Consider the following 24,254-nt stretch of genomic DNA (forward strand, 5'->3'; position numbering starts at 1 on the left):
GGTGAAAATAACCTCGCGGCTATTTCAGGCGCCGTCATGTCAGTGCCGAACGACGGTTTGAGAGGCTAATCGAGGGGCGACCCCATCACCCCTTGCAGCACTTCTTCACCGCCCGCACCACGTTCTGGTAGCCGGTGCAGCGGCACAGATTCCCCGACAGGCCGCGGCGGATCTCCGCCTCGCTCAAGGGACGGCGCTCGGTCTTGTCGAGCAGGGCCGCGCTCGCCATCACGAGCCCCGGGGTGCAAAAGCCGCACTGCACCGCCCCCTCGTCGATAAAGGCCTGTTGTACATCGGAGAGTTCATTCCCCTTACGCTCCCCCTCCACGGTGCGAATGGATTTGCCATCGGCCCAGACCGCTAGATAGAGGCAGCTGTCGATGGCCGTGCCATCCACCCGCACGGTACAGGCGCCGCACTCGCCGACGCTACACCCCTCTTTCACGCTGATGAGCCCCTGCCCGCGCAGGAAGTGAAGCAGCGACATGGTGGGCGGCACAGCATAGGAGTAAGGCTTGCCGTTGATCTCGCACTGGATTTCTACGGCAGGACAGCTTTGCGGTTGCATCATAGGATCTTGCCTCCGGCACGTTCGACGGCGCAGGTGACCACCCGCTGCGCCAGGGTTTTGATGAGATGCAGGCGAAACTCTTTTTCCGCCCGCCAGGAGGAGCGCGGCGCCACGTCGGCCACCACCGCCTCGGCAATGGCGACCAGAGTCGCCCGGGTCAGCGGTTGCCCCTCGGCCGCCGCTTCGGCGTGCGGGGTGCGCACCGGCGTCGGGGCCGCCACGCCATAAGCGAGCCGCAGGCGCTTGAAGTGACCATCCTCAATCTGGCAATAGGCGGCGCAGCCGATGGTGGCGATGTCCATGGCCCCCCGCATGGCGTACTTGAAGTAGTGGGAGCCCACCTGGGAGTACACGTCCGGGGCAAAGTGGAATGCCACCAGGATCTCTGCCGGTTGCAGCGCCACCTTGCCCGGGCCGGTGTGAAAACCGGCGATGGGGATGCGGCGCGTGCCATCGGGGCCGGCTATTTCCAGCTCTGCTTCCAGCGCGACGGTGGGCGCCGCCGAGTCGGCACTGGTGGCGCCATTGCAGATGTTGCCGCCATAGGTGGCGACGTTGCGGATCTGCGGGCCGGCGATGGTGGCGGCGGCTTCCGCCAGCATCGGCAGGCGACGCTGCACCAGTTCGTTTTCGATGAGCTCGGTAAAGGTGGTGCCAGAGCCGATGCGAATAGCGCCGTCGGCCAGCTCGCTCACCCCCTTGAGTTCGGGCAAGTCGTGAATATCGACGATATGACGATAGGCGGCGTTGAGGTGATGAAGCTGGATCATCACATCGGTGCCACCGGCCAAGAGGCGCGCCTCGGGGTCGGCCTGGCGCAGGGCAATCGCCTCGGCCAAGCTGTGGGCCTTGTAGTAACGGGCAATATCAAACATGGTGTTGCTCCTCCCCTGCTCCCTCGCCAATCAGACCCGCCGCGACAAACTCCCGAAACAGGGTCTTGGGGGTGATGGGCAGCTCGTTGATGGCGACCCCGGTCGCCATGCGGATGGCGTTACGGATCGCCGGGCCCGGCGAAATGATGGGCGGCTCCCCCAAAGATTTGTGGCCATAGGCCGACTGGGGCTCGTAGGTCTGCACGAAATCGCATTCGAGATCGGGCAAGTCCAGCATGGTAGGGAACTTGTAGTCGAGCAGGTTGGGGTTGCGCACCACGCCGGTCTTGGCATCGATGATCATCTCCTCGAACAGGGACCAGCCGATCCCCATTCCCATGCCGCCGTGCACCTGCCCCTCTGCCAGCTGCGGGTTGAGGATCTTGCCCGCATCGTGCAGGTTGAGGATGCGGTTGATGGTCACCTTGCAGAGATCGATGTCGACACTGAGATCGACGAAGGTGCAGCCAAAGCTCGGCGGGTTGGTGGTGGTCTTGTGGGAGACTTCCGAGGTGATCTGGCCGCCGATGGTGAGGTGGTAGTAGGCGTTGACCGACACCTCGGCGACGCTTAACAGCACCTTGTCCGGCGCACCGGCCAGTACCACGTAACCGTCGATCAGAGCGAGCGATCCCACATCCTGATGGCAGAGCTGGGCTGCCAGCGAGAGGATACGCGCCCGTAGTTGGAGCGCTGCCTGATGGATGGCGGGGGCCGCCACATAGCTCTGGCGCGATGCGAACGAGCCCGGATCATAGGCGGTGATGTCGGTATCCTGAGTCGAGATGACCCGGATCTGCTCAAACGGAATGCCCAATGTCTGGGCCGCCATCTGGGCAAAGACGGTGTCCGACCCCTGCCCTATCTCGGTGGCGCCGATCTGCAGATTGACGGTGCCATCCTGATTGAGCAGCATGCGGGCGCCGGCGATCTCCACCCCCACCGGATAGGTGTTGGAGCCATAGCTAAAGCACGCCACCCCGATGCCGCGCCGTACCCGACTCGCCGGATCCTGCGCCAGACACTCGGCCTTGAGGCGCTCCCACTGGAACTGCTCGCCACCCCGGCGCAAACACTCGGGCAAGCCGGCGCTGTAGATGGTCTTCTGGTTGACCTGATTGACGTCCCCCTCGCGCGCCACGTTGGCGATCCTCACCGCAAGCGGATCCAGACCCAGCTCGGCGCAGGCATCGTCCAGCATGCATTCGAGGGCAAACACCACCTGGGGCGCGCCGTAGCCGCGCATGGCGCCGGCGGTGGGCAGATTGCTGTAGAAGGTTTTGGCGTCATAGCCAAAGGCGCTGCGCGGATAGAGGTAGCTTATCTTGTTGGCGCCGGCGCTGGCGATGGAGTGGCCGTGAGAGGCATAGCCGCCGGTGTTGGAGAGCACGTCGAGCTGATACCCCTTGAGGGTGCCATCCCGGTTGATACCGAGGGTGCCGTCGATGGCAAAGCCGTGGCGGGTGCGGGAGGCGAAGAAGCACTCCTCCCGGCTTAAGGAAACCTTGACCGGCACGCCGCCGAGCTTATAACTCAGAAACGCAGCCATCGGCTCTTCCAGCACATCCTGCTTGTTGCCAAAACCGCCGCCCATGTAGGGCTTGATCACCCGCACGCTGGACCAGGGCAGGCCGAGGGACTTGGCCACTCGGCTGCGCACAATCTGGGGGATCTGGGTGCTGGTGACGACGATGATGTGGTCCGGCTGATCCATGTAGGCGTAGCAGGTCACCGTCTCCAGGTGGCAGTGCTGCACCACAGGCGTCTGGTAGTGCCCCTTGAACTGCAAGTCGGCGGCGGCGATGGCCTGCTCCGGCTCTCCCGCCCGGATCTGACTCTGGCGCAGCAGGTTGCCGGTCGGGTGGATGGGATAGGCCCCCTCGGCCAGGGCGCTGGCCGCATCCGTCATCACCGGCAGCGGCTCATAGGTCACCTTGACCAAAGCGGCAGCCTTCTCGGCGACCAGGGGATCGCGGGCCACCACGATGGCGACCCCATCGCCAAAGTGACGCACATGGTCGGTGAGCAGTCGCCTGTCTTTCACGTCCCGTTTGGCCTCATCGAGGGACCAGGCGTGACCGGCGGTGCGAAAACAGGTGGTGGGCACATCCTCGTGGGTGAACACGGCTTCGACCCCGTGCAGGGCCAGCGCTTCGCTGGCGTCGATGGTGAGCACCTTGCCGTGGGCGATATGGCTTCGCACGTACTTGGCGTGGCGCATGCCGAGCATGATGTTGTCGTCGGTGTAGCGGGCGCTACCGGTCACCTTGGCCTCGGCATCCACCCGCTTGAGCGGTAATCCTATGGACATATGCAAGTCCTTTGTCAGGCAGAAAAAATCAGAACCGGTATAAAAAACAGCAAGATATGCGCCCGTTTCCGGCAAGGCGGGCCAACCGGGGGGCAAAGGCGGCGAGCAAAGGGAAGAAGTGTGAAGAAGATCCCATCCGGCGCCCATCAGGCGCTCCGTCATGGCCGTGGCCAGCCCCGCAGCAGCAGCCCATGGAGGACTCGGCGGCGCCAGTGCCAGGCGGCGTTATCAATCTGGTAAGCCCCGTTATCAAAATGGTATGAGTTCGGTTTGCAGGGCGGGGCCGGCCAAGAGAGGCTGGCCCCGCCATAGAGAAGGACGCGATGCGGACTAGATGGCCCAGCCGCCAGCGTAGAAGAGCACCAGCGCCAGGGCGATGATGACGGTACCGACGTTGAGCTTGCGCCACTCCTTCGAGCAGATGCGGCCGATCACCAGGGCGCTGAAGCCCAGCATGATGCCGGTGACTATGTTGCAGGTGAGCACGATGAAGACGGCGCACAGCAGGCCGGACATGGCCCCGACGAAGTCATCGAAGTCGAGCCGGGCGACGTTGCTCAGCATCAAGAGCCCCACGTACATCAACGCCGGTGCGGTGGCATAGGCCGGCACCAGATAGGAGAGCGGCGAGAGGAACAGCATCAGCAGGAACAAGACCCCCACCACGGTGGCGGTGAGGCCGGTCTTGCCCCCTGCCGCCGTGCCCGCCGCCGATTCGATGTAGACGGCGGCCGGCGCGGCCCCCACCAGACCGGAGAAGATGCTGCTGATGGAGTCGGCGCTGAGCGCCTTGCCGCTGTTGATGATGTGGCCATCCTTGTCCAGCAGGTTGGCCTGCCCCGCCACGGCGCGAATGGTGCCGGTGGCATCAAACACCGCCGTCATCACCAGCGCCAGCACGCTTGGCAGCACCAGTGGCGAGAGCGCCCCCACAACGTCCAGGCTGAAGATGAGGGAGTTGCCCTGCTCGTCGGCGAGGCTCGGCATGGCGAACAGCCCCTGGTACTTGACCGCCGGATCGAAGATGAGGCCGAAAATGGAGATGGCGATGATCACCAAGAGGATCCCGCCCGGAACTTTAAGCTTCTCCAGCCCGACGATGACCGCCAGCCCGATGAGGGACATGATGACCGGCATGGAGGTAAAGGCCCCCAGCGCCACCGGCAGCCCCTCCAGCGGGTTCTTGATCACCAGCCCCACCCCGTTGGCGGCGATCAGCAGCAGGAAGAGCCCGATGCCGATACCGGTGCCGTGGGCGATCCCCATCGGCAGGTTGTCGAGGATCCAGCTGCGCACCCCGGTCACTGAGATGGCGGTAAACAGACCCCCCATCAGAAAGACGGCGCCGAGCGCCACCGGGATGGAGATCTGCTGCCCCAGCACCAGGCTGAAGGCGGTAAAGGCGGTGAGCGAGATGGCGCAGCCGATGGCCATGGGCAGCTTGGCCCAGAGCCCCATCAGCAGCGAACCAAAGCCCGCCACCAGACAGGTGGCCACGAACACGGCGCCGGGGGGAAAGCCCGCCTTGCCGAGCATGCTGGGCACCACGATCACCGAATAGACCATGGCGAGGAAGGTGGTGAGCCCCGCCAGCACCTCCTGGCGCACGTTGCTGCCCCGCTCGCTGATCATGAAGTAGCGATCGAGCGCGCCGCCGGCGGGCTGTCGTCCCGCCGCCGCCCCCTTGTCCGCAACTGCCCCGTCCATCTCGTTTATCCTGTTTGTCTGGCTCATGGCCGACTCCTTCCTGCATCCCTGAATGTGTCGTGACGAAATGGCGGTCGGTGCCGTGGATCTCTGCTGCCACGGTCGCCGGCATCATGGGGTTGGCAGGCAAGGCAAACGTTTGACTTGCCATCTAAAAAAACCGGGCCATTTCACCTGCTGTGGCGGGGCAGATGCTCCGCCTGTCGTGCGGCGCAGGCACCACGCTGGCCCCTGCTGCCGTGTTCCCGGGGCGAGCATGCTCGCCCCGCTGCTTTGAAAACCGGATCAGCCCCGCTCGTGCACCAGCTGACCATCCACATAGGTGCGATAGATGGATCTGTCATCCCCCAGGGTCAGCAGCACGAACAGCTTGTCGCGCAAGGTGGTGGAGTTGTCGTAGCGCAGCTGCTGCAGCGGGGTGGCGACCGGGTCGAGCACCACGAAATCCGCCTCCTTGCCCACCGCAAAGCTGCCGATCTGCTCGTCCAGCCCGAGCGAATGGGCGCCGCCCAGGGTGGCGAGATAGAAGGCCTGATAGGCCGAGAGGCGCTCCCCCTGCAACTGCATCACCTTGTAGGCTTCGTTGAGGGTCTGCAGCATGTTGAAGGTGGTACCGGCGCCGATGTCGGTGCCCATCCCCACTTTCACCTGCTTGCGCCACGCTTTGTGCAGCTTGAACAGGCCACTGCCGAGATACAGATTGGAGGTGGGACAAAACGCGATGGTGGAGTTGGTCTCTTTCAGACAATCCCACTCCTGCTCTTCCAGATGGACGCAGTGGGCAAACACGCAGTTGTGGCCGGTGAGCCCATGCTGGTGATAGACGTCGAGATAACCCTTGTGCGCCGGGAAGAGGGATTTTACCCAGGCGATCTCGTCCTTGTTCTCGCACAGATGGGTGTGCAGATAGGTGGTGGGAAACTCTTCGCGCAGTCGTCTCGCCATCGCCAGCTGCGCCGGGGTCGAGGTGGGGGCAAAGCGCGGCGTGATGGCGTAGAGCAAGCGGCCGTTGCCGTGCCAGCGCTCGATGAGCGCCTTGCTCTGTTCATAACTGCTCTCGGCGGTATCCAGCAGATAGTCGGGCGCGTTGCGATCCATCATCACCTTGCCGGCGATCATCCGCATGTTGATGCGACTGGCCGCCTCGAACAGGGCATCCACCGATTCGGGGTGGACGGTGCCGAACACCAGCGCCGTGGTGGTGCCGTTTCGCAGCAGCTGCTTGATGAAGAAGGTGGACATCTCGCGGGCGTACTCGAGATCGTTGTAGCGCCGCTCGGCCGGGAAGGTGTGGCGGTTGAGCCACTCCAGCAGCTGCTCGCCATAGGCCCCCACCATCTCGCTTTGCGGGTAGTGGATGTGGGTGTCGACAAAGCCCGGCACTATCATCTTGCCGCGATAATCCCGCACCCGCACCTGGGCCGGAATGCGATCTCGGCCCTCCTCCCACTGGCCGAACCAGTCGATGCAACCGTTGCGAATGATCAGCAGGCCATCTTCGATGAGACGGGCATTGGGCTCTATCTCCTCGGGCTGGCTCACCACCCGGGTGATGTCGAAGAAGCTGCCGCGCACCGCCTTGACGGAGTTGTCGTTTTTCATCTCTCAATTCCCTCTTGTTGTTCGTTAGCCGCGATCCACTTGCGGGGCGCGCACCTGGGCCTCGTCCGTCGCCAGCCCCTGTTGGCGGGCAGTGGCCGACGGAGCGGGTCGGGTGGCAAAACGGGTGTCGGGTTTGTCGCTCAGCTGGATCAGCTCCACCGCCTCGGCATCCCTGACGGCCGCCTTGCGTTTGCGGCTTTGCGGCAACACCAGATTCATGATGATGGCGGTGATACCACCAGCGCAGATGGGGTTCTCCACCAGCATGTAGATACCTGCCGGCAGCACCTTGAAGACGTTCGGGTCATAGGAGACACCAAGCCCAAGACCCAGGGAGGTGGCGACGATCAGGGTCTCCCGCCGATCGAAGCCGTGACTGATGATGATGCGCCCGCCGGCGATGGCGATCATGGAGAACATGATGACCATGGCCCCCCCCATCACCGGTGACGGTATGGTGGTAAAGAAGCGCCCCACCACCGGGAAAAGCCCCAGCAGCACCAGGATGACGGCGATGAACTTGCCCACATGGCGCGAGGCCACCCCGGTCATCTGGATGACGCCGTTGTTCTGGGCGAAGGTGGTGAGCGGCAGGGAGCCGAGCGCCGAGGCGATCACCGACACCAGGCCGTCCGCCAGCACGCCGCCGGAGAGCCGTTTTTGAAACTCGGGCCCCTGGATCTGCCGGTGGGAGACCATGGCGGTGGCGGTGATGTCCCCCACCGCCTCCAGCACGCTCAACAGATAGATGGTGCCAGCCAGCACGAAGGCGTGCAGATCGAAGGAAAAACCGTACTTGAACGGGATGGGTACTGTGATGAGCGGCAGGTTCTCAAGGGCGGAGAAGTCCACCATGCCGAGCATCAGGGCCACCGCATAGCCCACCAGCAGGCCGATGGCGATACCGCTCATGCGAAGCAAGGGGCTCTTGCTGCAGTTGAAGGCGACGATGACGCAGAGCACCAGCAGCCCCAGGCCGATGTTCTCGTATTTGCCGAAGGTGCCACTGCTCATGGCGGAGAAGCCGCCGCCAAAGTCGATGATCCCCACCTTGATGAGGCTCAGGCCAATCATCAGCACCACCACCCCGCTCACGGTCGGGGTGATCACCCGCTTGAGGTAGGGCAGCACGAAGGAGGAGCCCATCACCAGGAAGGCCCCGACGAAGGAGACCCCGAGCAGGGTCGAGACGATCAGCTCCTCGTGCAGGCCATCTTTTTTCATGGCGCTGCCAAGCGCGATCATCACGGTGACGAAGGAGAAGTTGACCGACTGGATGGAGAGCAGCCCCGAGCCGATGGGGCCGTAACGGTTCACCTGCAGCCAGGTGCCGATGCCGGAGGCGATCATCGCCATGGAGACCAGGTAGGCGGTGGTCTCGGTGGAGAGGCCAAGGGCCCCGCCCACGATCAGGGCCGGCGTCACCATGGGCACGAAGATGGCCAGCAGGTGGGTCACGGCCCCCATCAGGGTTTGGTAAAAGGGAGGTTTGTCTTCGAGCGCGTAAATCAGGTCCGAGTGCTTGCGTGTTGTTTTAGACATCTTGATTGTCCCATCACACAGAATATAGGCGGAGTACTCATTCCGCTGTCAGGTGCTGGGGGCGAGCCTGCGCCCGCCCCTCACCTTTTCTTATGCCGACGCTTGTTGCTCCAGCTTGCCGAGCTCACGCAGGATCTGCTCCGGCGTGAAGTGCCACTTGCGCAGCCAGACACCGCAGGCGTCGTGGATGGCGGTGGCGATGGCAGGTGCGGCGCCGTTGACCCCGATCTCCGAGATGGACTTGGCGCCGTAAGGGCCGACCTTGTCGTCACTCGGTACCAGGAAGGCCCGAAAATCGCGCGGAATGTCGCCGATCTTGGGCGCGCCATAACTCTTCAGATCCCGGGTCAGCGGAATGCCCTTGCCGTCGTAGCAGATCTCCTCGGTCAGGGAGTGACCGATGGCCCGCATGGTCGCCCCGTAGATCTGGCCGAGCGCCAGCTCGGGGTTGATGGGGGTGCCGCAGTCGAGCAGGGCGTAGAACTTGTCGAGCCGGATCTGGCCGGTTCTGACGTTGACCGCCACCTCGGCGAAGTTGGCGCCATACGGGAAGGCAAGCTCCGAGGTGATGTAGCTGGCGGTGCCCACCAGGATGCCGAAGCCGGTACCTGTCTCGGCCTTGTGGGCCAGCTTGGCGAGGCTCACCTCCCCCAGCTTGCCACGCACCAGGCCCGGGAACGCCAGCTCAACATCGGCTACCGGCTCGCCCAGCATGGCGGCGCCGTGCAGCAGGATCTTCTCCTTGAGGTTCTCGGCCGCCTTCTTGGCCGCGTTGCCGGAGAAGCAGGTACCTGACGAGGCGTAAGCCCCCTTGTCGAACAGGGCGTGGTCGGTGTCACCGGAGATGACGTGCACATCCCCGAGTGGGCAGTGCAGCACTTCGGCGGTCAGCTTGGCCACCACGGTATCGAGGCCGGTGCCGATATCGGCACCACCGGAGTGGACGATAAAGGTGCCGTCCGATTCCAGCTTGACCATGCAGTTGGCCTGATCGATATCCGGGATCCCCGATTTTTGCATGATGATGGCGACGCCACGGCCGATGCGCCAATCCCCGTCGGCGGGTTTGGGGCTGTCCCAGCCAATCAGCTCGCGACCCTGTTTGAGGATAGGTTCGAGGGCACAGCTGGCCGCATGGGGCACCGAGGTAGGCATCTTGCCCTCGCCGATGGCACCCAGCACCTTGAGGATGTCCCCCTCGTGCACCCGGTTGTGCTCCACCATCTCGAGCTGATCGATGCCCAGTTTCTCGGCAAGTTCCGCAATCGCCATGGTCAGCGCGAAGTTGCCCTTGGGCGCGCCATAACCCTGATAGGCGCCGGTCGGACAGATGTTGCTGTAGTAGGTATTGACGGTAAAGCGCACGTTCTCGCACGGATAGAGCGGCAGGGAGAGCGCCGGGCCGTTGCTCGGCACCGTCAGAGAGTGGTTGCCGTAAGGGCCGGTGTTGGCGCGAAAATCCATCTCGATGGCGGTGATGGTGCCATCCTTCTTGGCCCCCACTTTCACCTTCACCTTGGCCACATGGCGAGAGGTGTTGCTGATGAACTCCTCTTCACGGGTGTAGCGGAAGGTGACCGGACGGCCGGTCACCCAGGTCGCCCAGGCGCACACCTCTTCCAGCAGGATGTCCTGCTTGGAGCCAAAACCGCCCCCTACCCGCTCCTTGATCACGTGCACCTGGTGCTGCTTCATGCCGACGATGCGCGCCACCTGACGGCGCACGTGCCAAGGCACCTGGGTGGAGGCGTGAATAACCAGACGATCGCCATCCATGTAGGTGAAGCAGATGTGCGGCTCGGTCGGGCACTGCTGGGCCTGGGTCGACTCGTAGGTGCGCTCGACAATCTCGTCCGCCTCGGCAAAACCCTTGGCCACATCGCCAATCTGGCCATGAACGCTGGCGGCCAGGTTCTCGTGGGGACGAGAACCGATGGGGAAGTTGATGATCATGTGCTCGTCGCCGCGGCGCACCGAGCAGGCGTTCTGCTGCTCGAGATCCGCCGGCGCCCCGGCCATGTAGACGATGGGCTCGTCATGCACCAGCGGCGCATTGGGGGCCATCGCCTCGTCTATGTTCATGACTGCCGGCAGCACCTGATACTCGACCTCGATGAGTTTGAGCGCCTCCAATGCGATGGCTTCGCTCTCGGCCACCACGGCGGCCACCCGATCACCGACGTGACGCAGCTTGCGGCCAAACATGCGGCGATCCAGCGGTGACGGCTCGGGGGCGCTCTGGCCACCCGGGGTGTAGTAGACATCCGGGCAGTTGAGGTGGGTGATGACGTGCACCACCCCCGGCATGGCTTCGGCGCGGCTCACATCGAGTTTGGTGATCACCGCATGGGGATGGGGGCTTCGCAGCATCTTGATGACCAGCGCATCCTCGGTGACCCTGTCCTCCACGTAGCAGGGTTTGGCCTGCACCATCTTGGCGGCGTCCACTTTCGGGCAACTCTTGCCGATGTGGCGCAGGTCGTCACGAAACTCGGGGGCAATCTGGCACAGGTAATCGGGATCCTTGAGGCGCGAGCTGGCCAGCTCGATGGCCTGATAGAACTGCTGGTAGCCGCCGTCGCGGTGAAACAGGCCCGAGAGCGCGTCGTCGATTTGATCACGGTTGGGGCTGGGGTGGCGATCAAGCAGGTCGGTGACGATGAGCGCCGCGGCCGGATCGTTGTAGCCGGACTGCACCACGCCCACGTCCACCATGGCCTGCTGCACCAGACTGAGCTGGTTCCAGCTGCCCAGCGACTCGGCGGTGCGCACCTCTGATCCATCCAGCTGGGCGGCGATCAGCAGGGAGGCGTTGATCACCTTGCCGTTGAAGAGGATCGCGTCGGAGCCGGCAAAGCCGAAGCCGTCGTCGCTGTTGCGCACCGAGTGCATCCGGCACTGGTTGAACAGCACCCGCTGGGCATTCTCGCCCGCCGGGGTGATGACGGTGCGCAGGGCACCGTTCAGGGTGAAATTGAGTTCCATCATGCCTGTACCTCCTGCTGCTGGCACTCCACCAACAGATCCGCCACCACCACGCCGCTGATATAGCGCTTGTAGGCCACGCTGCCACCGAGATCCGCGCGCGGTGCAATCAGCGCGCTCACCGCCGCCTCCAGCGCCGCATCTCGCAGCTCATGACGCTCCACATCCCGCAGGCGCATCGGTTGCGGCGTGACACCCGCCAGGGCGACCCGCATCTCGCCAAGGGCGTCGAGGGCCACCGCAGCAGTCATCACCGCCAGACCGTCGGCGTTGCGGCTGATGCGACGAGTGGCGCAGCGCAGCTCGGGCTCCGGCAGCACCATCCCCAGCACCAGCTCCTTGCGCTGGCCGGCCAGGTAGGCATCGATGGGTTGCAGCTGGTTGTTCTCCAGCACCACCACGGCTTCGAGCACCAGCAGTACCGGCAGTAGCGGGGAGTCCTGCTGCTGGCAGGCAATTTCGCCGCCGAGGGTGGCCTGATTGCGCAGATGGCGGGAGTAGACAAACCCCAGCGCCTCGCACAGGGCGGCCGGGGTACGGGGGTCGTCTTTGAGGGCTTGCAGGGTGACGGTGGCGCCGATGTGGAGCTGACCGTGCTGCTGCTCAATCTGGCCAAGCCCGAGCTTGTCCAGCGAGATGGCGACCTTCTTGTCGGTGCGGGTCGGGGCTGCGTTGAGCTTGCTGCCGCCCCCCATGTAGACGGCGTCGTTGCCAAAGCGGGCCTTGAGTTCCAAAGCCTGACCCAGTTGCTCGGGTCGGAAGAATTGCTCAATCATGTGTCGTCCTTACTCTTGCTGCCCGCCGCCGGGAAAATCCACAGGGCGGGCAATCCAGTCCAAACGTCGGAGGGTGGCCTTAGGCCAGCTGATCCATCCGTTGCCACAGGCGGCTTGCCGCCTTGCTGGCCTGCTCATAAAGGGGCTCGACGTCAAAGGCGAACTCGCGATCCTGATAGACCATGCGCCCCTCCACCATCACGCTGTTGACCGAGGATGAGCCCATGCCGAAGGCGAGATGGCCGCCCAAGTTGCGCGGCGCCAGCGGGGTCGGTGCGGCGTAGTCGCAAATGGTGAGGTCGGCCTTGTAACCTGGCTCCAGGCGGCCAAATTTGGCGCCGAAGTTGCGCTCCAGCAAGGTGTTGCCGTTCCAGAGGAAGCGGGCAAAGCTGTCTGGCCAGAGCGCGCCGCCGGCATCCTTGTGCTTGAAGTAGGCAAACTTGAGCTCTTCGAGCATGTCGGAGCCGATACCGTCGGTGCCAAGCGCCAGATTGCGGTACTCCGGCAGATGCAGGTTGTAGCCCACGTGGTTGTTCATGTTGGAGCGGGCGTTGTGCACCAGGAAGGCATCGCGGCTGTTGAGCAGCTCGATGTCGGCCGGGCTTAAGTAAATGCCGTGGGCGATCAGGGTCTTGCTGTCGACAAGGCCAAACTCGTCCAGCCGGGCGATGGGCTCCTTGCCATGGTGGTGGTGGCCGTGGGCCATGTCGTAACGGTCTTCCGCCACATGGATATGCAGCCCGCGACCGGTGACCTGCACCGCTTCGCGCAGCATGGCGAGCCCCTCGTCGGGCACCGTGAAGGGAGCGTGGGCGCCGATGTGCGCTTCAACCAGATAGGGTTCGCTCCCCTTGGCTTTGGCCGCATCGATCTGTTGGGCGAACAATATGTTCTCCTCCACCCCGGCCTGCAGCTCGGCGAGGCCGCCGTTGCGATCCGTGGTCTCGAAGCAGGTCATGCCGCGCAGCCCCGCCTCCATAAACCCTTTGCGCAGCACATTGAGGGAGCCCTTGATGAAGTTGGGCGAGGCGTGGTGGTCGATTACCGCGCTGCAGCCGCTCTTGATCGCTTCCAGCGAGCAGATGAGGCCGCTGTAGTAGAGGGACTCCTCATCGAGTGCCCGATCGAGCCGCCACCAGAGGTTTTTCAGGGTGGAGATAAAGTCCGGGCAGGGGGCGATGTTGGCCATGATCCCCCGCGACAGGCCGGAGTAGAAGTGGTTGTGGGCACAGACGATGCCCGGCATCACCAGCTTGCCACCCATCTCCCGATAATTGGCCTGCGGGTAGAGGGCCCGCAGATTGGGCCCCACCGCTTTGATGAGCGATCCTTCGATGGCGATATCCACCCCTTCCAGCACCAGGGGCGGCTCCAGCTGGACGGCGGTGACGTTCTTCAGAATAAACATGGTTGGCTCCTTCGCTTATTCGTGGTTCGCTCAGGCCTCGACGGCCCCCAGCAGGTAGTGGTGATGGGCGTGGACATGGCTGATGATCCGGCACATGTCGCCAAGGGCCGCTGGCGCATCCAAAATCTGGCTCTGGGCGTCTATGGTCAGGCGATAGGTCTCGCCGCCCTGACGCACCCGCAGCTCACCGCCCCCGTCATGGCCCTCGGCCAGATAGAAACCGGGGTTGCGGCTGTTGTCGAAGTCCTCGGGCAGGCTGAAGATGGTCACCTTGTCCTGATAGGGTTTGCCCTGCCAGGGGCAGAACTGGGCACAGTTGCCGCACTCGTTGCAGTAGGCATCCAGATGCAGGGTCTGGAACTGGTCCTTGAAGCCCGGCACCGCGATGGCGACGTTGGCCCGGTTGGGGCAGACGTCCACGCACTTGCTGCAGAGGTAGTTGCACTCGAGGCAACGGTGCGCCTCTTGCGCCACGAAGGCATCGCGCTCGTTCTTGTCGACCATGGTGACGGCGATGCTCCCCTTGCGGCGGTAGATCTCGTCCTTGCCCGACGGCTGGGTGGCCACGTCACGCTGCTGGCGGGCGATATGCTCGCGAGAGAGCACCAGATCCGCGGCGCGGCGGGCACCGCCGATGGCACCGACGATGGAGGACGGGCCGCTCTGCACGTCACCGATGAGGAAAACGTTGCGACGGCTGGTTTCGCCAGTCTGGCTATCCACCTCGGGCCAGCCATCGCTGCCAAGGGGAATGCCCATGGCTTTCAATACTTCGCAATCAGGCTGCTCGCCGATGGCGGTGATCAGCGCATCCATCTGCATCACCTCGGTCTGCTCGGTGGGCACCGGACGGCGGCGACCCTGCTCATCAGGTTCCCCCAGCGCCATCATCCGCACGACAAGCTTGCCATCTTTGTCAAAGCGCTCCGGATTGGTGAGGAAGCAGAAACGCACCCCATCCTCCACCGCTTCCAGATACTCCTCGCGATAGGCGGGCATCTCCTTTTCGCTGCGGCGGTAGATAACGGTCACATCGCTGACACCGGGCACCTTGAGGGCAGCGCGGGCGCAGTCCATGGCGGTGTTGCCGGCCCCGATCACCGCCACATGGCGGCCGAGCGGCAGCGGTTTGCCCTGATTGAAACTGCGCAGGAAATGGAAGGATTTGTAAATCCGTTCGTGCCCCCCCTCAAGGCGCATGCCGCCATTCTTGTCGGCGCCGATGCCGACGAAGACATAGCTAAAGCCCTGGGCGTGCAGCTTGTCGACGGTGAGCGCCGGATCGCAGCCGAACTCGAACTTGACCCCGTGGGCGGCGACAAAGTCGATGTCATGCTGAATAAGTTCCGCCGGAATGCGGAACTCGGGGATGATGTGCTTGACCACGCCACCGGCATCCGCTTCACGTTCGAACACGGTGACCGGGTGACCGGCGCGGGCCAGGAAGTAACCGGCGGAGAGACCGGCCGGGCCGGCGCCAATGACCGCCACCGGGTGCTTGTCACCGCTGCCTGCCGGTTTGTGCCAGCGCGCCTTGTACCCTTCCCAGCCGCGCTCCAGCGCGACCTTCTTGAGTTCGCGGATATTGAGCGCGCTGTCGTAGTCGAGACGGGTGCAGTTGTACTGGCACTGGTGATCGCAGATGTGACCTGTGATGGCGGGCAAGGCGTTGCGCTGATAAATCAGCTCAAGGGCTGCCACATACTCCCCCTCGCCCATCAGGCGAATGTACTCGGGGATATCCTGATGCACGGCGCAGGCGGTGACGCAGGGCGCCACGTAGCAGTCGGTCAGCGGCAGGCCGCCACCCACCTCAATGCGATCGTCGGACTTCCACTCCTTCTGGGTGTAATCCATGGTGAGCGCCTTGGCGGCAAGGGCCTCCAGCTTCGCAACATCCACCTGAGCCATGGCCCAGCTATCGGAGGCGTCGATCTCTTTGAGGCACTCCAGCTGGCGCAGGTAGCCACCCGGTTTGAGCAGGTCGGTGGCCATGGTTATGGGACGAATGCCGGTCTCGAAGATATCGCTGATGTTGAACTTGCTGGCACCACCGGAGTAGGAGATGGGCAGCTTGCCATCGAAGGCACGAGACAGCACGGCGGCCACGTTGATGGAGAGCGGGAACAGCGCCCGGCCGGACATGTACATCTCATCACCCGGCAGCGCCCCCTTGCGGTTGATGGTGCCGAGGGTGTTGGTGAGCTTCACCCCGAAGGTGAGCCCCTTCTCGGCTCCCAGCGCCATCAAGCGGGTCAGCATGGCCTTGGCCTGATCCAGTTTGAGATCGTGATCGAACGACGCTTCGCTCAGACCAATGTAATCAAAGCCGCAGGTATCGAGGATCTCGCGCACCCGCGGGTAGCCCAGCAGGGTCGGGTTCAGTTTGACGAAGGTGTTGAGCCCCTTCTCTTCCAGCATGTAGCGGCAGATGGCCTCGATTTCGTTGGGCGGGCAGCCGTGCATGGTAGAGAGGGTGACGCCGTGCACCAGATTGGCCGGAATGCGCTCCACCAGCTGTTGCAGGCGAGCGCGGCGCGCCGCCAGCCCCAGCTCGGCGATAAACTGCTCGTCGGCCACGAGGTCTCGCACCACCTGCTGGTACTCGGCAAATTTCGGATTGCTGCCGGCATCCATCAGGCTGTGGATGAACTGCTGCATCGGTGGCTGTTTGATGCCGTCTAGGTTGTAACCCACGCTCATGTTGAAGATGAAGGACTTGGCCTCCCCGTCGAGGCGCGGGTCGAACACCTCCTCCAGCAGGTAGAGGGCAAACCAGGCCTTAAGGTACTCGTCAAACGCCTTGGGCAGGGTGAACTCGGTGGACCACTCGGTGTTGAAACACTCGTCTTCGGCATCGATGCAGGGCTTTTCCAGTTCGAGACGGTCCAGGATCTGCACCGTCTTGAGCTCGATAAAGCGCCCGCCGGTCAACCAGGAGGTGACGATGTTCTGGGCCAGCTGGGTATGGGGGCCGGCTGCCGGGCCTATGGGAGTCTCGCAGGTTTCACCGAACACCTTGATCTTGCGCTCGTCCTGCTTGCGATAGAATTGCGCGGCGGGAATGCCGAAGATGGATTGACTCGCTTTATATTCCGAGAAGATACGGACCAGAAGGTTCTTGAAGGGAACGGGTCGCATAATATCGCCCATGTTGATCTCCTTGCAGCGGCACTGCTCATTGACAGGGTGAATAAATGGGGCCCATCCATAACCACGCATAAAAAGCCCCTTGAAACTGACAAGAGCAACAATCAGGCCAGCGCCGGATCTTTTTATTTTTCAGCCATAAAAACGTGAGGCACCTCCAATTAATAAAACATCGAAAGCCGATACCAGTTTCGACAATGAGAGTGGCTATCAACACCGAATTTAAATAATAGAAACGCCGCCCTCACCACTGAAAATGATCTCACTTTGGCGCGGCGCGCTATCAGTTTGATAAAGAGCGAGGCCAGCGCCATTATCAGGCCGGCCAGGATGATAACGGCCGCTGTCGGCCCCCGATAACGGGTTAGACAAGGGGATAAATATGCAAAGCAAGGCCGGGAAAGGTCCCTGCCAGCCGACCCGTTCAGCGTTCGAATGCTTCGTCTGCCAGCAGCGCCTGATAACGCTCCGGGGTGTCCACATCCTGCAGGATGGCGGCGCTCTGCACCTCGATAAAACGATGGCGGTGCGCCAGCAACCAGCGGCGCACCGAACCCTGTGCCGGCGCCGTCGTCAGTGCCCTGGCAAGGGCTCTGGGCAACAGCACGGGGTGGCCCGCCTCCCCCTGATAGCAGGGAAAGAGGGTCTCGTCCCCCCGCGCCTGCCAGAGCGTGCGGTACACCTCGGGGGGGATGCAGGGCAGATCGCCGTGGCTTATGAAGAGGTGATCACTGCTACAGGCGGCGAGCCCCGCGCGGATGGAGCTGCCAAGCCCCTGTGCATAATCATGGTTGCGTACCAGCCGGATACGGGGGTGATTGGCATAGCGACTGATCAGCTCATCGGCGCGGTGCCCCACCACCAGAATGACCCGCTCACACAGCACCAGGGCATTTTTGAGACTCTCATCAAGAATCGTGCTCTGGCGATACGGTAGCATCAATTTCCACGCGCCCATTCGTGATGAGAGCCCGGCCGCCGTAATTAGGCAGTCGCACCGCTCGCGCGAATGCCAGTGCTTCTCACTGACCGCGCCTCTATTTTCATCGGTCGTTGCCATGGCTATTTCATCACCCATTCTGCTCACCTCGCCAAATATTGAGAGTGTATTAAACCCGCTCACCGAAAATATTGATGGGCGTACCACTTTAATTAGTCTTTGCGGCGCCGGGGGGAAAACCAGTACCCTCTTCTGGCTGGCCGACTATTTCCATCAACAAGGCAAGAAGGTGCTGCTCACCACCAGCACCCGGATGTTTCTGCCCGCCCCCTCCTCTCGGCGCACCCTGCTGATTGAGGCCGACCCCATTCGTCAGCTGACCCGCTGCCAGGCGCTGCCCGATGAACCGATGCAGCTGGTGCTGTTCAGCCACCTCGATCGGGCCAGCGGCAAGGCGGTGGGGCCAAGCCCCCAGCAGATCGATCTGCTCAAGGGACAGCAACGCTTCGACATCATCCTGGTGGAGGCGGACGGCGCCCATCACAAGTTATTGAAAGCGCCCGCTTTGCACGAACCTTGCATTCCTCGGCACAGTGATTGGGTGATCGCCATGGTGGGCGGCGCCATGGTGGGCGCCAGCGCCGACCCGGCACAGATCCACCGCTGGCCCGAGTTCCAGGCCCTGTGCGGGATTGCGGTCGGTGAACAGCTCGACTGGGCCCTGTTTGATCGGCTGATCGCCCACCCCGAAGGGGCGTTCAAGGGCACCCCGCCCGGGGCGCGCCGAGTCTGGTTTATCAATGGCGATTATCAAAATGAGCAGCAGTGGCTGCCCGCCCTGATAAACCTGCTGCAGCGCCACCCCGAGCTCCACGCCATCTGGCAGGGGGCCGTGCGTGAACCCGGCGCCATTCACCATGTTTGCTGTCGGCCTGCCCCCGAAGCCGCGCAGTCGTTGACCCGTTAAGGATGATACGAGGTACCTTATGAATCTGTTTGTACACGCTGCCCGACTGGAGCAGGAGAACACCCCCTTTGCCATGGCCCAGATCATCGAAAGTCGGGGCTCCACCCCGCGCCATCAGGCCCAGATGCTGGTGATGGCCGATGGCCGGATCCTCGGCACCATCGGCGGCGGCATGATAGAGCGTCTGGTGATCGAAGAAGCCGTGGCCGCCATTGCCGAGCGCAAGCCGCGCATCTTCCACGGCCGGATGGCCCGCAACGGCGAACATGCGGTGGGCTCGGATTGCGGCGGCGCCATGTCGGTCTATATCGATGTCTACGGCCTGCGCCCCCGCCTGGTACTGATCGGTGCCGGTCACGTCAACCGGGCGCTGGCCCATGCCGCGGCACCGCTCGGTTTTGATATCCATGTAGGGGATTGCTTCGAGGGGAGCCTCAGCCTAGATCTCTTCCCGGCCGGTACCCATCTGCAGCAGGCCGACACCATCAGCGCGGTGATCGAGCAGCTTGCCATCGAGCCCGCCAACTTCGTCATCATCGCCACCAACCACCAGGACAAGGAGGCGCTGGATCGGCTCATCAACCGTCCCCTCGCCTATCTGGGGCTGCTCGCCAGCAAGCGCAAGGTGCAGACCTTCACCCAGGCCCTGCGCCAGCAAGGGGTGAGTCAGGAGCAACTGCAGCGGCTGCACGCCCCCATCGGCTACAACATAGGTGCCGAAACCCCCGAGGAGATCGCCATCAGCATCCTCGCCGAGCTGCTGCAGGTTAAAAACGGTAAATCGGGTGGCCTGATGCAGGATGACGTGCGCCTCAAGCGGGATCAGCTGGTGGTGATGCGCGGCTCCGGCGATATCGCCACCGGCGTGACGCTGCGCCTCTACCATGCCGGCTTCAAGGTGGTGATGCTGGATCTCGACAAACCCACGGTGATCCGCCGTACCGTCGCCTTCGCCCAGGGGATGTTCGACGGCGAAACCCGCGTCGAGGGGGTGCGAGCCAAGCGGGTCGAAAGCGTCGAGCAGGCGTTTGAGCAGCTGGATCTGGGTGTCATACCGCTGCTGGTTGACCCCGACTGCGCCACTCTTGCCGAACTCAAGCCCCGCTATCTGGTGGATGCCATCCTCGCCAAGCAGAATCTCGGTACCCACAGGGAGATGGCTCCCATCACGGTGGCCCTCGGCCCGGGGTTTGAGGCGGGGCGCGACTGCGATGCGGTGATCGAGACCAACCGTGGTCACCATCTGGGGCGGGTCATCTATCAGGGCCCTGCCCAGCCCAATACCGGCATTCCCGGGGTGATCGAGGGGCACTCCGCCCGCCGGGTGGTGCGCGCCCCCGTCGCCGGGGTGATGAAGAGCCTGATCAGGCTCGGCGATCTGGTGCAGGAGGGGGACGTGATCGCCCACGTGGGGGACGCCCCCATTATCGCGCCGCTCTCCGGCATGGTGCGAGGTCTGCTCAGCGATGGCATCGAGGTCACCGTCGGCTTCAAGATCGGTGACATCGACCCCAGAGGCGAGCGGGCCGATGCAACTACGGTATCGGACAAGGCTCGCGCCATCGGCGGCGCCGTGCTGGAGGCCATGATGCATCTGGCCCAGCGCCGATAAGCGCGAAATCGGCAAGGCCCTCGTCATCAACGGGCGGCGCCGTGCTGGAAGCAATGATGCATCTGGCCCAGCGCAGGTAAGCCAGCGCGCCAACAAAAAGGGCCCGCCATGATGGCGGGCCCTTTTCCATGCTCGTTCCTCTAATCGGCTTAGCCCTGCTTGACCCGGGTCTCCCCCGCTACCGACACCACAGAGCGTTTGCCCTTGCGGCTGATGACGACAAGCGCCAGCACGATCAGGGCGATGCCGCTCCCCTCCACCGGCCCCGGGTTTTCACCGAGCAACCACCAGGAGAGCAGCACGCCGCTCACCGGCACCGCCAGGGTGCTGAGCCCGGCGATCCCCGCCGGCAGCTTTTTCAGCACGAACAACCAGAGGCTCCAGGCCAGCGCCGTGGCGAAGATGGCGCTGTAGGCGAGCGCACCAAACACATAGGGCTGCCAGTCGATGGGGCGCTCCGGCACCAGCGCCGCGACCAGCGCCATCACCAGGGTGGCGTAGATCATCTGCCAGGTGGTGAGGGACATCAGATCCACCCCGGGGTGGCGGGCATACATCCGCTTGGCAATGATGGCGCTGATCCCCCAGCAGATGCCGGAGGCAATGCCCAGTAGCGCGCTCTTCATGGAATCCAGGTGCAGCTGCCAGGGCTCGATCACCAACAGCAGGCCGCAGGCGGCCACCCCGACCGCCAGATAGTGCAGCTTGCGCATCCGCTCCCCCAGAAAGAGCGCCGCGAAGATCACCACCCAGAACGGCATGGTGTAACTCAGAATGGCCACCTTGCCCGCCCCGCCGCTGATGAGCGCCCACTGGGCCAGCCCCACCATGCCGCAGGTCTGGAACAGGGCGATGGCGAGGGTATAGCGAAACGGGGTGGGTTTGAGATAACGGCGTCCGCGCAGGCACTGCACCAGCAGCAACACCAGGGATCCGCACAGGCAGCGCAGGGCAGTGAACTCGAAGGCCCCCGCGTAGAGCATCACCTGCTTCATCACGATCCAGCTGTAACTCCAGATGGCGGTGAGCAGGACCAATCCCCCCAGCGCCGCCATGTTCAACTTGCTATTCATTGTGCTGCCTTGTTGCTACTGCGGGCGGTACGTCCGCCATTCGGGGCGCCATCTTACTCCTCTGCCGTCCCCCTGCCCACCGCGGATAAGAGCTGGCCGGCCCATGCTTTCCCTCTGCCAATCCCTGACGCCGGCCAACAGAAAGGGGGCCTTGGGCCCCCTGTTTGCAACCATCAAAGACGAGGCTACAGGCTTATCAGGGTGCCGGTCTTGCCGGCAATGCCGTCGGCGGCCTTCTCCAGCAGGGTGATCAGGGATTTGCGCCCCGCCATGGAAGTGGCGAACGAGAGCGCCGCCTCCACCTTGGGCAACATGGAGCCCTTGGCAAACTGCCCCTGTGCAATAAAGCTGTTGGCATCGGCCACGCTCAGGGTATCGAGCCACTGCACATCGGGCTTGCCGAAGTTGATGGCGACCTTCTCCACCGCAGTGAGGATGATCAGCATGTCGGCATCGATGAGCTCCGCCAGCCTGGCACTGGCCCAATCCTTGTCGATCACCGCGCTGGCACCACGCAGGTGATTGCCCTCGCGCAGCACCGGAATACCACCGCCACCGACGGTGATCACCACCTGACCGGCGGCCAGCATGGCAGAGACGGTCTCCTTCTCGATGATGTCGATGGGTTTGGGAGATGCCACCACCCGGCGATAGCCGCGGCCGGCATCCTCTTTGAGCCACTCGCCCTTGGCCATCAGCGCCTCGGCCTCCTCCTTGCTGAAGAAGCCGCCGATGGGCTTGCTTGGGTCGAGGAAGGCGGGATCGTTTTTATCCACCTCCACCTGGGTCACCAGGGTGGCCACCGGCTTATGGATGCCGCGCTCCAGCAGGGCCTCGCGCAGGGCATTTTGCAGGTCATAACCGATATAACCCTGACTCAGGGCTACGCAGACCGACATGGGCAGATGGGGCGCCTTGGGGTCGTGGCGGGCCGCCACCTCGAACGCCTGCTGGATCATCCCCACCTGCGGGCCGTTGCCGTGGGTCACCACCACCTCGTGCCCCTGGGCAATCAGGTCGGCAATGGTGCCCGCCGTGCTCTGCACCGCCTTCATCTGCTCGGGCAGGTTGTTGCCCAGCGCATTGCCGCCAAGGGCCAGTACGATTCGCTGTTTCATCTTGTTATCTCCAGTGAGGGGACAGGCCGGCGCGATACCGGCCCACCTTTCGTTGTTCGCATAAGTTTGCGGGTCAGCCTGTTTCGAACGGATTGTCAGCCTGCCACTGTGGGACAAGGCGAGTGCAGCTCCGGTGCCAAGGCCGGGTCAAAGGGCGCTCTGGCCAGAAAGCGGCCATGGCCGCGTAGCCCCAGAAACTCGCCGTCGCGAGCGACGATCTCGCCGCGGCTCAGGGTCAACCTGATCCGGCCGGGGCAGCGCATCCCCTCGTAGGGGCTGTAGTCGCCGTTGTCATGCAGCGCGGCGTGGCGAATAACCGTCTCGCCACGGGGATCCATCACCACCAGATCGGCGTCAGACCCCGCTTGCAGGTTGCCCTTGCGCGGCCAGAGGCCAAACAGGCGCGCCGGGTTGGCGCTGGTGAGCGCCACGAAGCGGGACGGCGAGATGCGCCCCCCCAGCACTCCGTGGGTAAACAGCAGCAGCATCCGGTTTTCGACCCCGGGCAAACCGTTTGGGCAGCGGCTGAAATCGCCGCCAGAGAGGGTCATGCGCTGGGCGTGGGAGAAGTTGCAGTGATCGGTCGCCACCGTATCGATATCGCCGGCAGCGATGCCGACCCACAGCTTGTCCTGCTCGCTACGTCCACGCAGCGGCGGACTCAGCAGATAGTCGACCCCGTTCTCCTTGTAATAACACTGCTCATCGAGCAGCAGATATTGCGGGCAGGTCTCTACCCAGACCGGCTGGCCCTGACGGCGCGCCAGCTTGAGGTACTCCAGCCCCAAGCCGTTGGATAGGTGGACGATATAGAGCGGCGCATTGCCAGCGAGACCCGCCAGATTGATCATCCTGGCGATCGCCTCGGCTTCACACTGCAGCGGACGGCTTTGCGGGTGATACCAGGGCTCACAGTGGCCGGCGGCCAGCAGGGCGGCCCGGCGCGCCGCGATGGCGGCATCGTTCTCGGGGTGGACGGTGGCAAGCGCCCCCACCTCCTTGAGGCGGGCCAGGGCGCGCAGCACGTCATGGTCCCCCAGCTTGTACTGGTAGGTGAGATAGAGCTTGAAGCTGCTGATCCCCTCCTCCTGCACCATGGCGGCCATCTCGTGGAGGATGGCGTCATCCACATGCTGGACAACGCCGTGAAAGCTGTAATCGATCACCGCCTGATTGGCGGCGTAATCGTGATAGCGGGCCAGCTGGTGATGCAGGTTGCACCCCGCCGGGCCAAATCCCATGTGATCGACGATGGTGGTGGTGCCACCACAGGCGGCGGCACGGGTACCGCTGAAAAAATCATCGCAACTGCGGGCAATCCCGACATCTATGTTGAAGTGGGTGTGGACGTCGATGCCGCCCGGCATCACGTAGCAGCCGCTGGCATCGATCAGCTCGGTCTCGCCATCGGGCGAGATAGCGGCGGCGCGCGCGCGGATCACTCCGTCTTCGATCAGCAGATCCTGACGATATTCACCCTGCGCATCGACCAGCACACCGTGTTTGATCAGCCGTTTCATCCCCACCCCCTCGCACATCCGATCGCGTCAAACAGCAAGGCCCCGCCTGCTAAAGACGGGGCACTGGCCACACTTGCAACACCGGGCGGTGATGAGA

16 protein-coding genes are annotated in these 24,254 nt (G+C 63.5%); 2 read left to right on the top strand and 14 right to left on the bottom strand.

The genetic code is table 11. From position 1 onward, the window contains the following. Positions 1-85: 85 nt before the first annotated feature. The 11 genes from xdhC to mocA all read right to left on the bottom strand — a co-directional run bounded on the left by xdhC (position 86) and on the right by mocA (position 18,005). A complete protein-coding gene (xdhC, locus tag AB5Y95_RS03325; RefSeq protein ID WP_368159501.1) occupies positions 86-571 on the bottom strand; it encodes a xanthine dehydrogenase iron sulfur-binding subunit XdhC in 486 nt (161 codons plus the stop codon). Next, the gene (gene xdhB, locus AB5Y95_RS03330; protein ID WP_368159502.1) at positions 568-1,446 is read right to left on the bottom strand and encodes a xanthine dehydrogenase FAD-binding subunit XdhB; all 879 of its coding nucleotides are present in this window, start codon (positions 1,444-1,446) and stop codon (positions 568-570) included. Before xdhB ends, xdhC begins: the two co-directional genes overlap by 4 nt. Next, entirely contained in the window at positions 1,439-3,757 is a 2,319-nt protein-coding gene (xdhA, locus tag AB5Y95_RS03335; protein WP_368159503.1) for a xanthine dehydrogenase molybdenum-binding subunit XdhA, read from the bottom strand. Before xdhA ends, xdhB begins: the two co-directional genes overlap by 8 nt. 330 nt (positions 3,758-4,087) lie before the next feature. Further along, positions 4,088-5,464 carry an NCS2 family permease gene (locus tag AB5Y95_RS03340; RefSeq protein ID WP_368159558.1) on the bottom strand — a complete coding sequence of 459 codons (1,377 nt, stop codon included), beginning with the start codon at positions 5,462-5,464 and terminating at the stop codon, positions 4,088-4,090. A gap of 285 nt (positions 5,465-5,749) precedes the next feature. Continuing rightward, positions 5,750-7,066 carry a guanine deaminase gene (gene guaD, locus AB5Y95_RS03345; protein ID WP_368159504.1) on the bottom strand — a complete coding sequence of 439 codons (1,317 nt, stop codon included), beginning with the start codon at positions 7,064-7,066 and terminating at the stop codon, positions 5,750-5,752. A 24-nt stretch (positions 7,067-7,090) separates the two neighbouring features. Then, positions 7,091-8,608 carry a nucleobase:cation symporter-2 family protein gene (locus tag AB5Y95_RS03350; RefSeq protein WP_368159505.1) on the bottom strand — a complete coding sequence of 506 codons (1,518 nt, stop codon included), beginning with the start codon at positions 8,606-8,608 and terminating at the stop codon, positions 7,091-7,093. Positions 8,609-8,698: 90 nt separating this feature from the next. Further along, complete coding sequence (locus tag AB5Y95_RS03355) at positions 8,699-11,596, bottom strand: molybdopterin-dependent oxidoreductase Mo/Fe-S-binding subunit (protein ID WP_368159506.1); 2,898 nt, start codon at positions 11,594-11,596, stop codon at positions 8,699-8,701. Further along, on the bottom strand, positions 11,593-12,369 hold the full coding sequence (gene ygfM, locus AB5Y95_RS03360) for a molybdopterin-dependent oxidoreductase FAD-binding subunit (protein ID WP_368159507.1): 777 nt from the start codon (positions 12,367-12,369) through the stop codon (positions 11,593-11,595). The genes AB5Y95_RS03355 and ygfM overlap by 4 nt, the downstream gene beginning before the upstream one ends. A 79-nt stretch (positions 12,370-12,448) precedes the next feature. Further along, on the bottom strand, positions 12,449-13,777 hold the full coding sequence (gene ssnA, locus AB5Y95_RS03365) for a putative aminohydrolase SsnA (protein WP_368159508.1): 1,329 nt from the start codon (positions 13,775-13,777) through the stop codon (positions 12,449-12,451). A gap of 30 nt (positions 13,778-13,807) precedes the next feature. Further along, the gene (ygfK, locus tag AB5Y95_RS03370; RefSeq protein WP_368159509.1) at positions 13,808-16,930 is read right to left on the bottom strand and encodes a putative selenate reductase subunit YgfK; all 3,123 of its coding nucleotides are present in this window, start codon (positions 16,928-16,930) and stop codon (positions 13,808-13,810) included. 421 nt (positions 16,931-17,351) lie between these two features. Then, entirely contained in the window at positions 17,352-18,005 is a 654-nt protein-coding gene (gene mocA / locus AB5Y95_RS03375) for a molybdenum cofactor cytidylyltransferase (RefSeq protein WP_368159510.1), read from the bottom strand. Between mocA and yqeC the strand changes: the two genes are divergently transcribed. Both yqeC and yqeB read left to right on the top strand, forming a co-directional pair. Continuing rightward, positions 17,986-18,834, top strand: a complete 849-nt coding sequence (gene yqeC / locus AB5Y95_RS03380; protein ID WP_139752406.1) for a selenium cofactor biosynthesis protein YqeC — start codon at positions 17,986-17,988, stop codon at positions 18,832-18,834. The two genes, mocA and yqeC, sit on opposite strands and share 20 nt — an antisense overlap. Positions 18,835-18,853: 19 nt before the next feature. Next, complete coding sequence (yqeB, locus tag AB5Y95_RS03385; protein ID WP_368159511.1) at positions 18,854-20,446, top strand: selenium-dependent molybdenum cofactor biosynthesis protein YqeB; 1,593 nt, start codon at positions 18,854-18,856, stop codon at positions 20,444-20,446. 149 nt (positions 20,447-20,595) lie between these two features. On the opposite strand, the gene AB5Y95_RS03390 is transcribed toward yqeB, so the two are convergent. The 3 genes from AB5Y95_RS03390 to hydA all read right to left on the bottom strand — a co-directional run bounded on the left by AB5Y95_RS03390 (position 20,596) and on the right by hydA (position 24,157). Then, on the bottom strand, positions 20,596-21,519 hold the full coding sequence (locus AB5Y95_RS03390) for a DMT family transporter (protein ID WP_117403584.1): 924 nt from the start codon (positions 21,517-21,519) through the stop codon (positions 20,596-20,598). Positions 21,520-21,704: 185 nt separating this feature from the next. Next, the gene (arcC, locus tag AB5Y95_RS03395) at positions 21,705-22,637 is read right to left on the bottom strand and encodes a carbamate kinase (protein ID WP_368159512.1); all 933 of its coding nucleotides are present in this window, start codon (positions 22,635-22,637) and stop codon (positions 21,705-21,707) included. A 95-nt stretch (positions 22,638-22,732) separates the two neighbouring features. Beyond that, positions 22,733-24,157 carry a dihydropyrimidinase gene (hydA, locus tag AB5Y95_RS03400; RefSeq protein ID WP_368159513.1) on the bottom strand — a complete coding sequence of 475 codons (1,425 nt, stop codon included), beginning with the start codon at positions 24,155-24,157 and terminating at the stop codon, positions 22,733-22,735. Positions 24,158-24,254 lie beyond the last annotated feature (97 nt).

The sequence above is a fragment of the Aeromonas sp. R5-3 genome (assembly GCF_040908225.1).
Taxonomy (GTDB): Bacteria; Pseudomonadota; Gammaproteobacteria; order Enterobacterales; family Aeromonadaceae; genus Aeromonas; species Aeromonas dhakensis.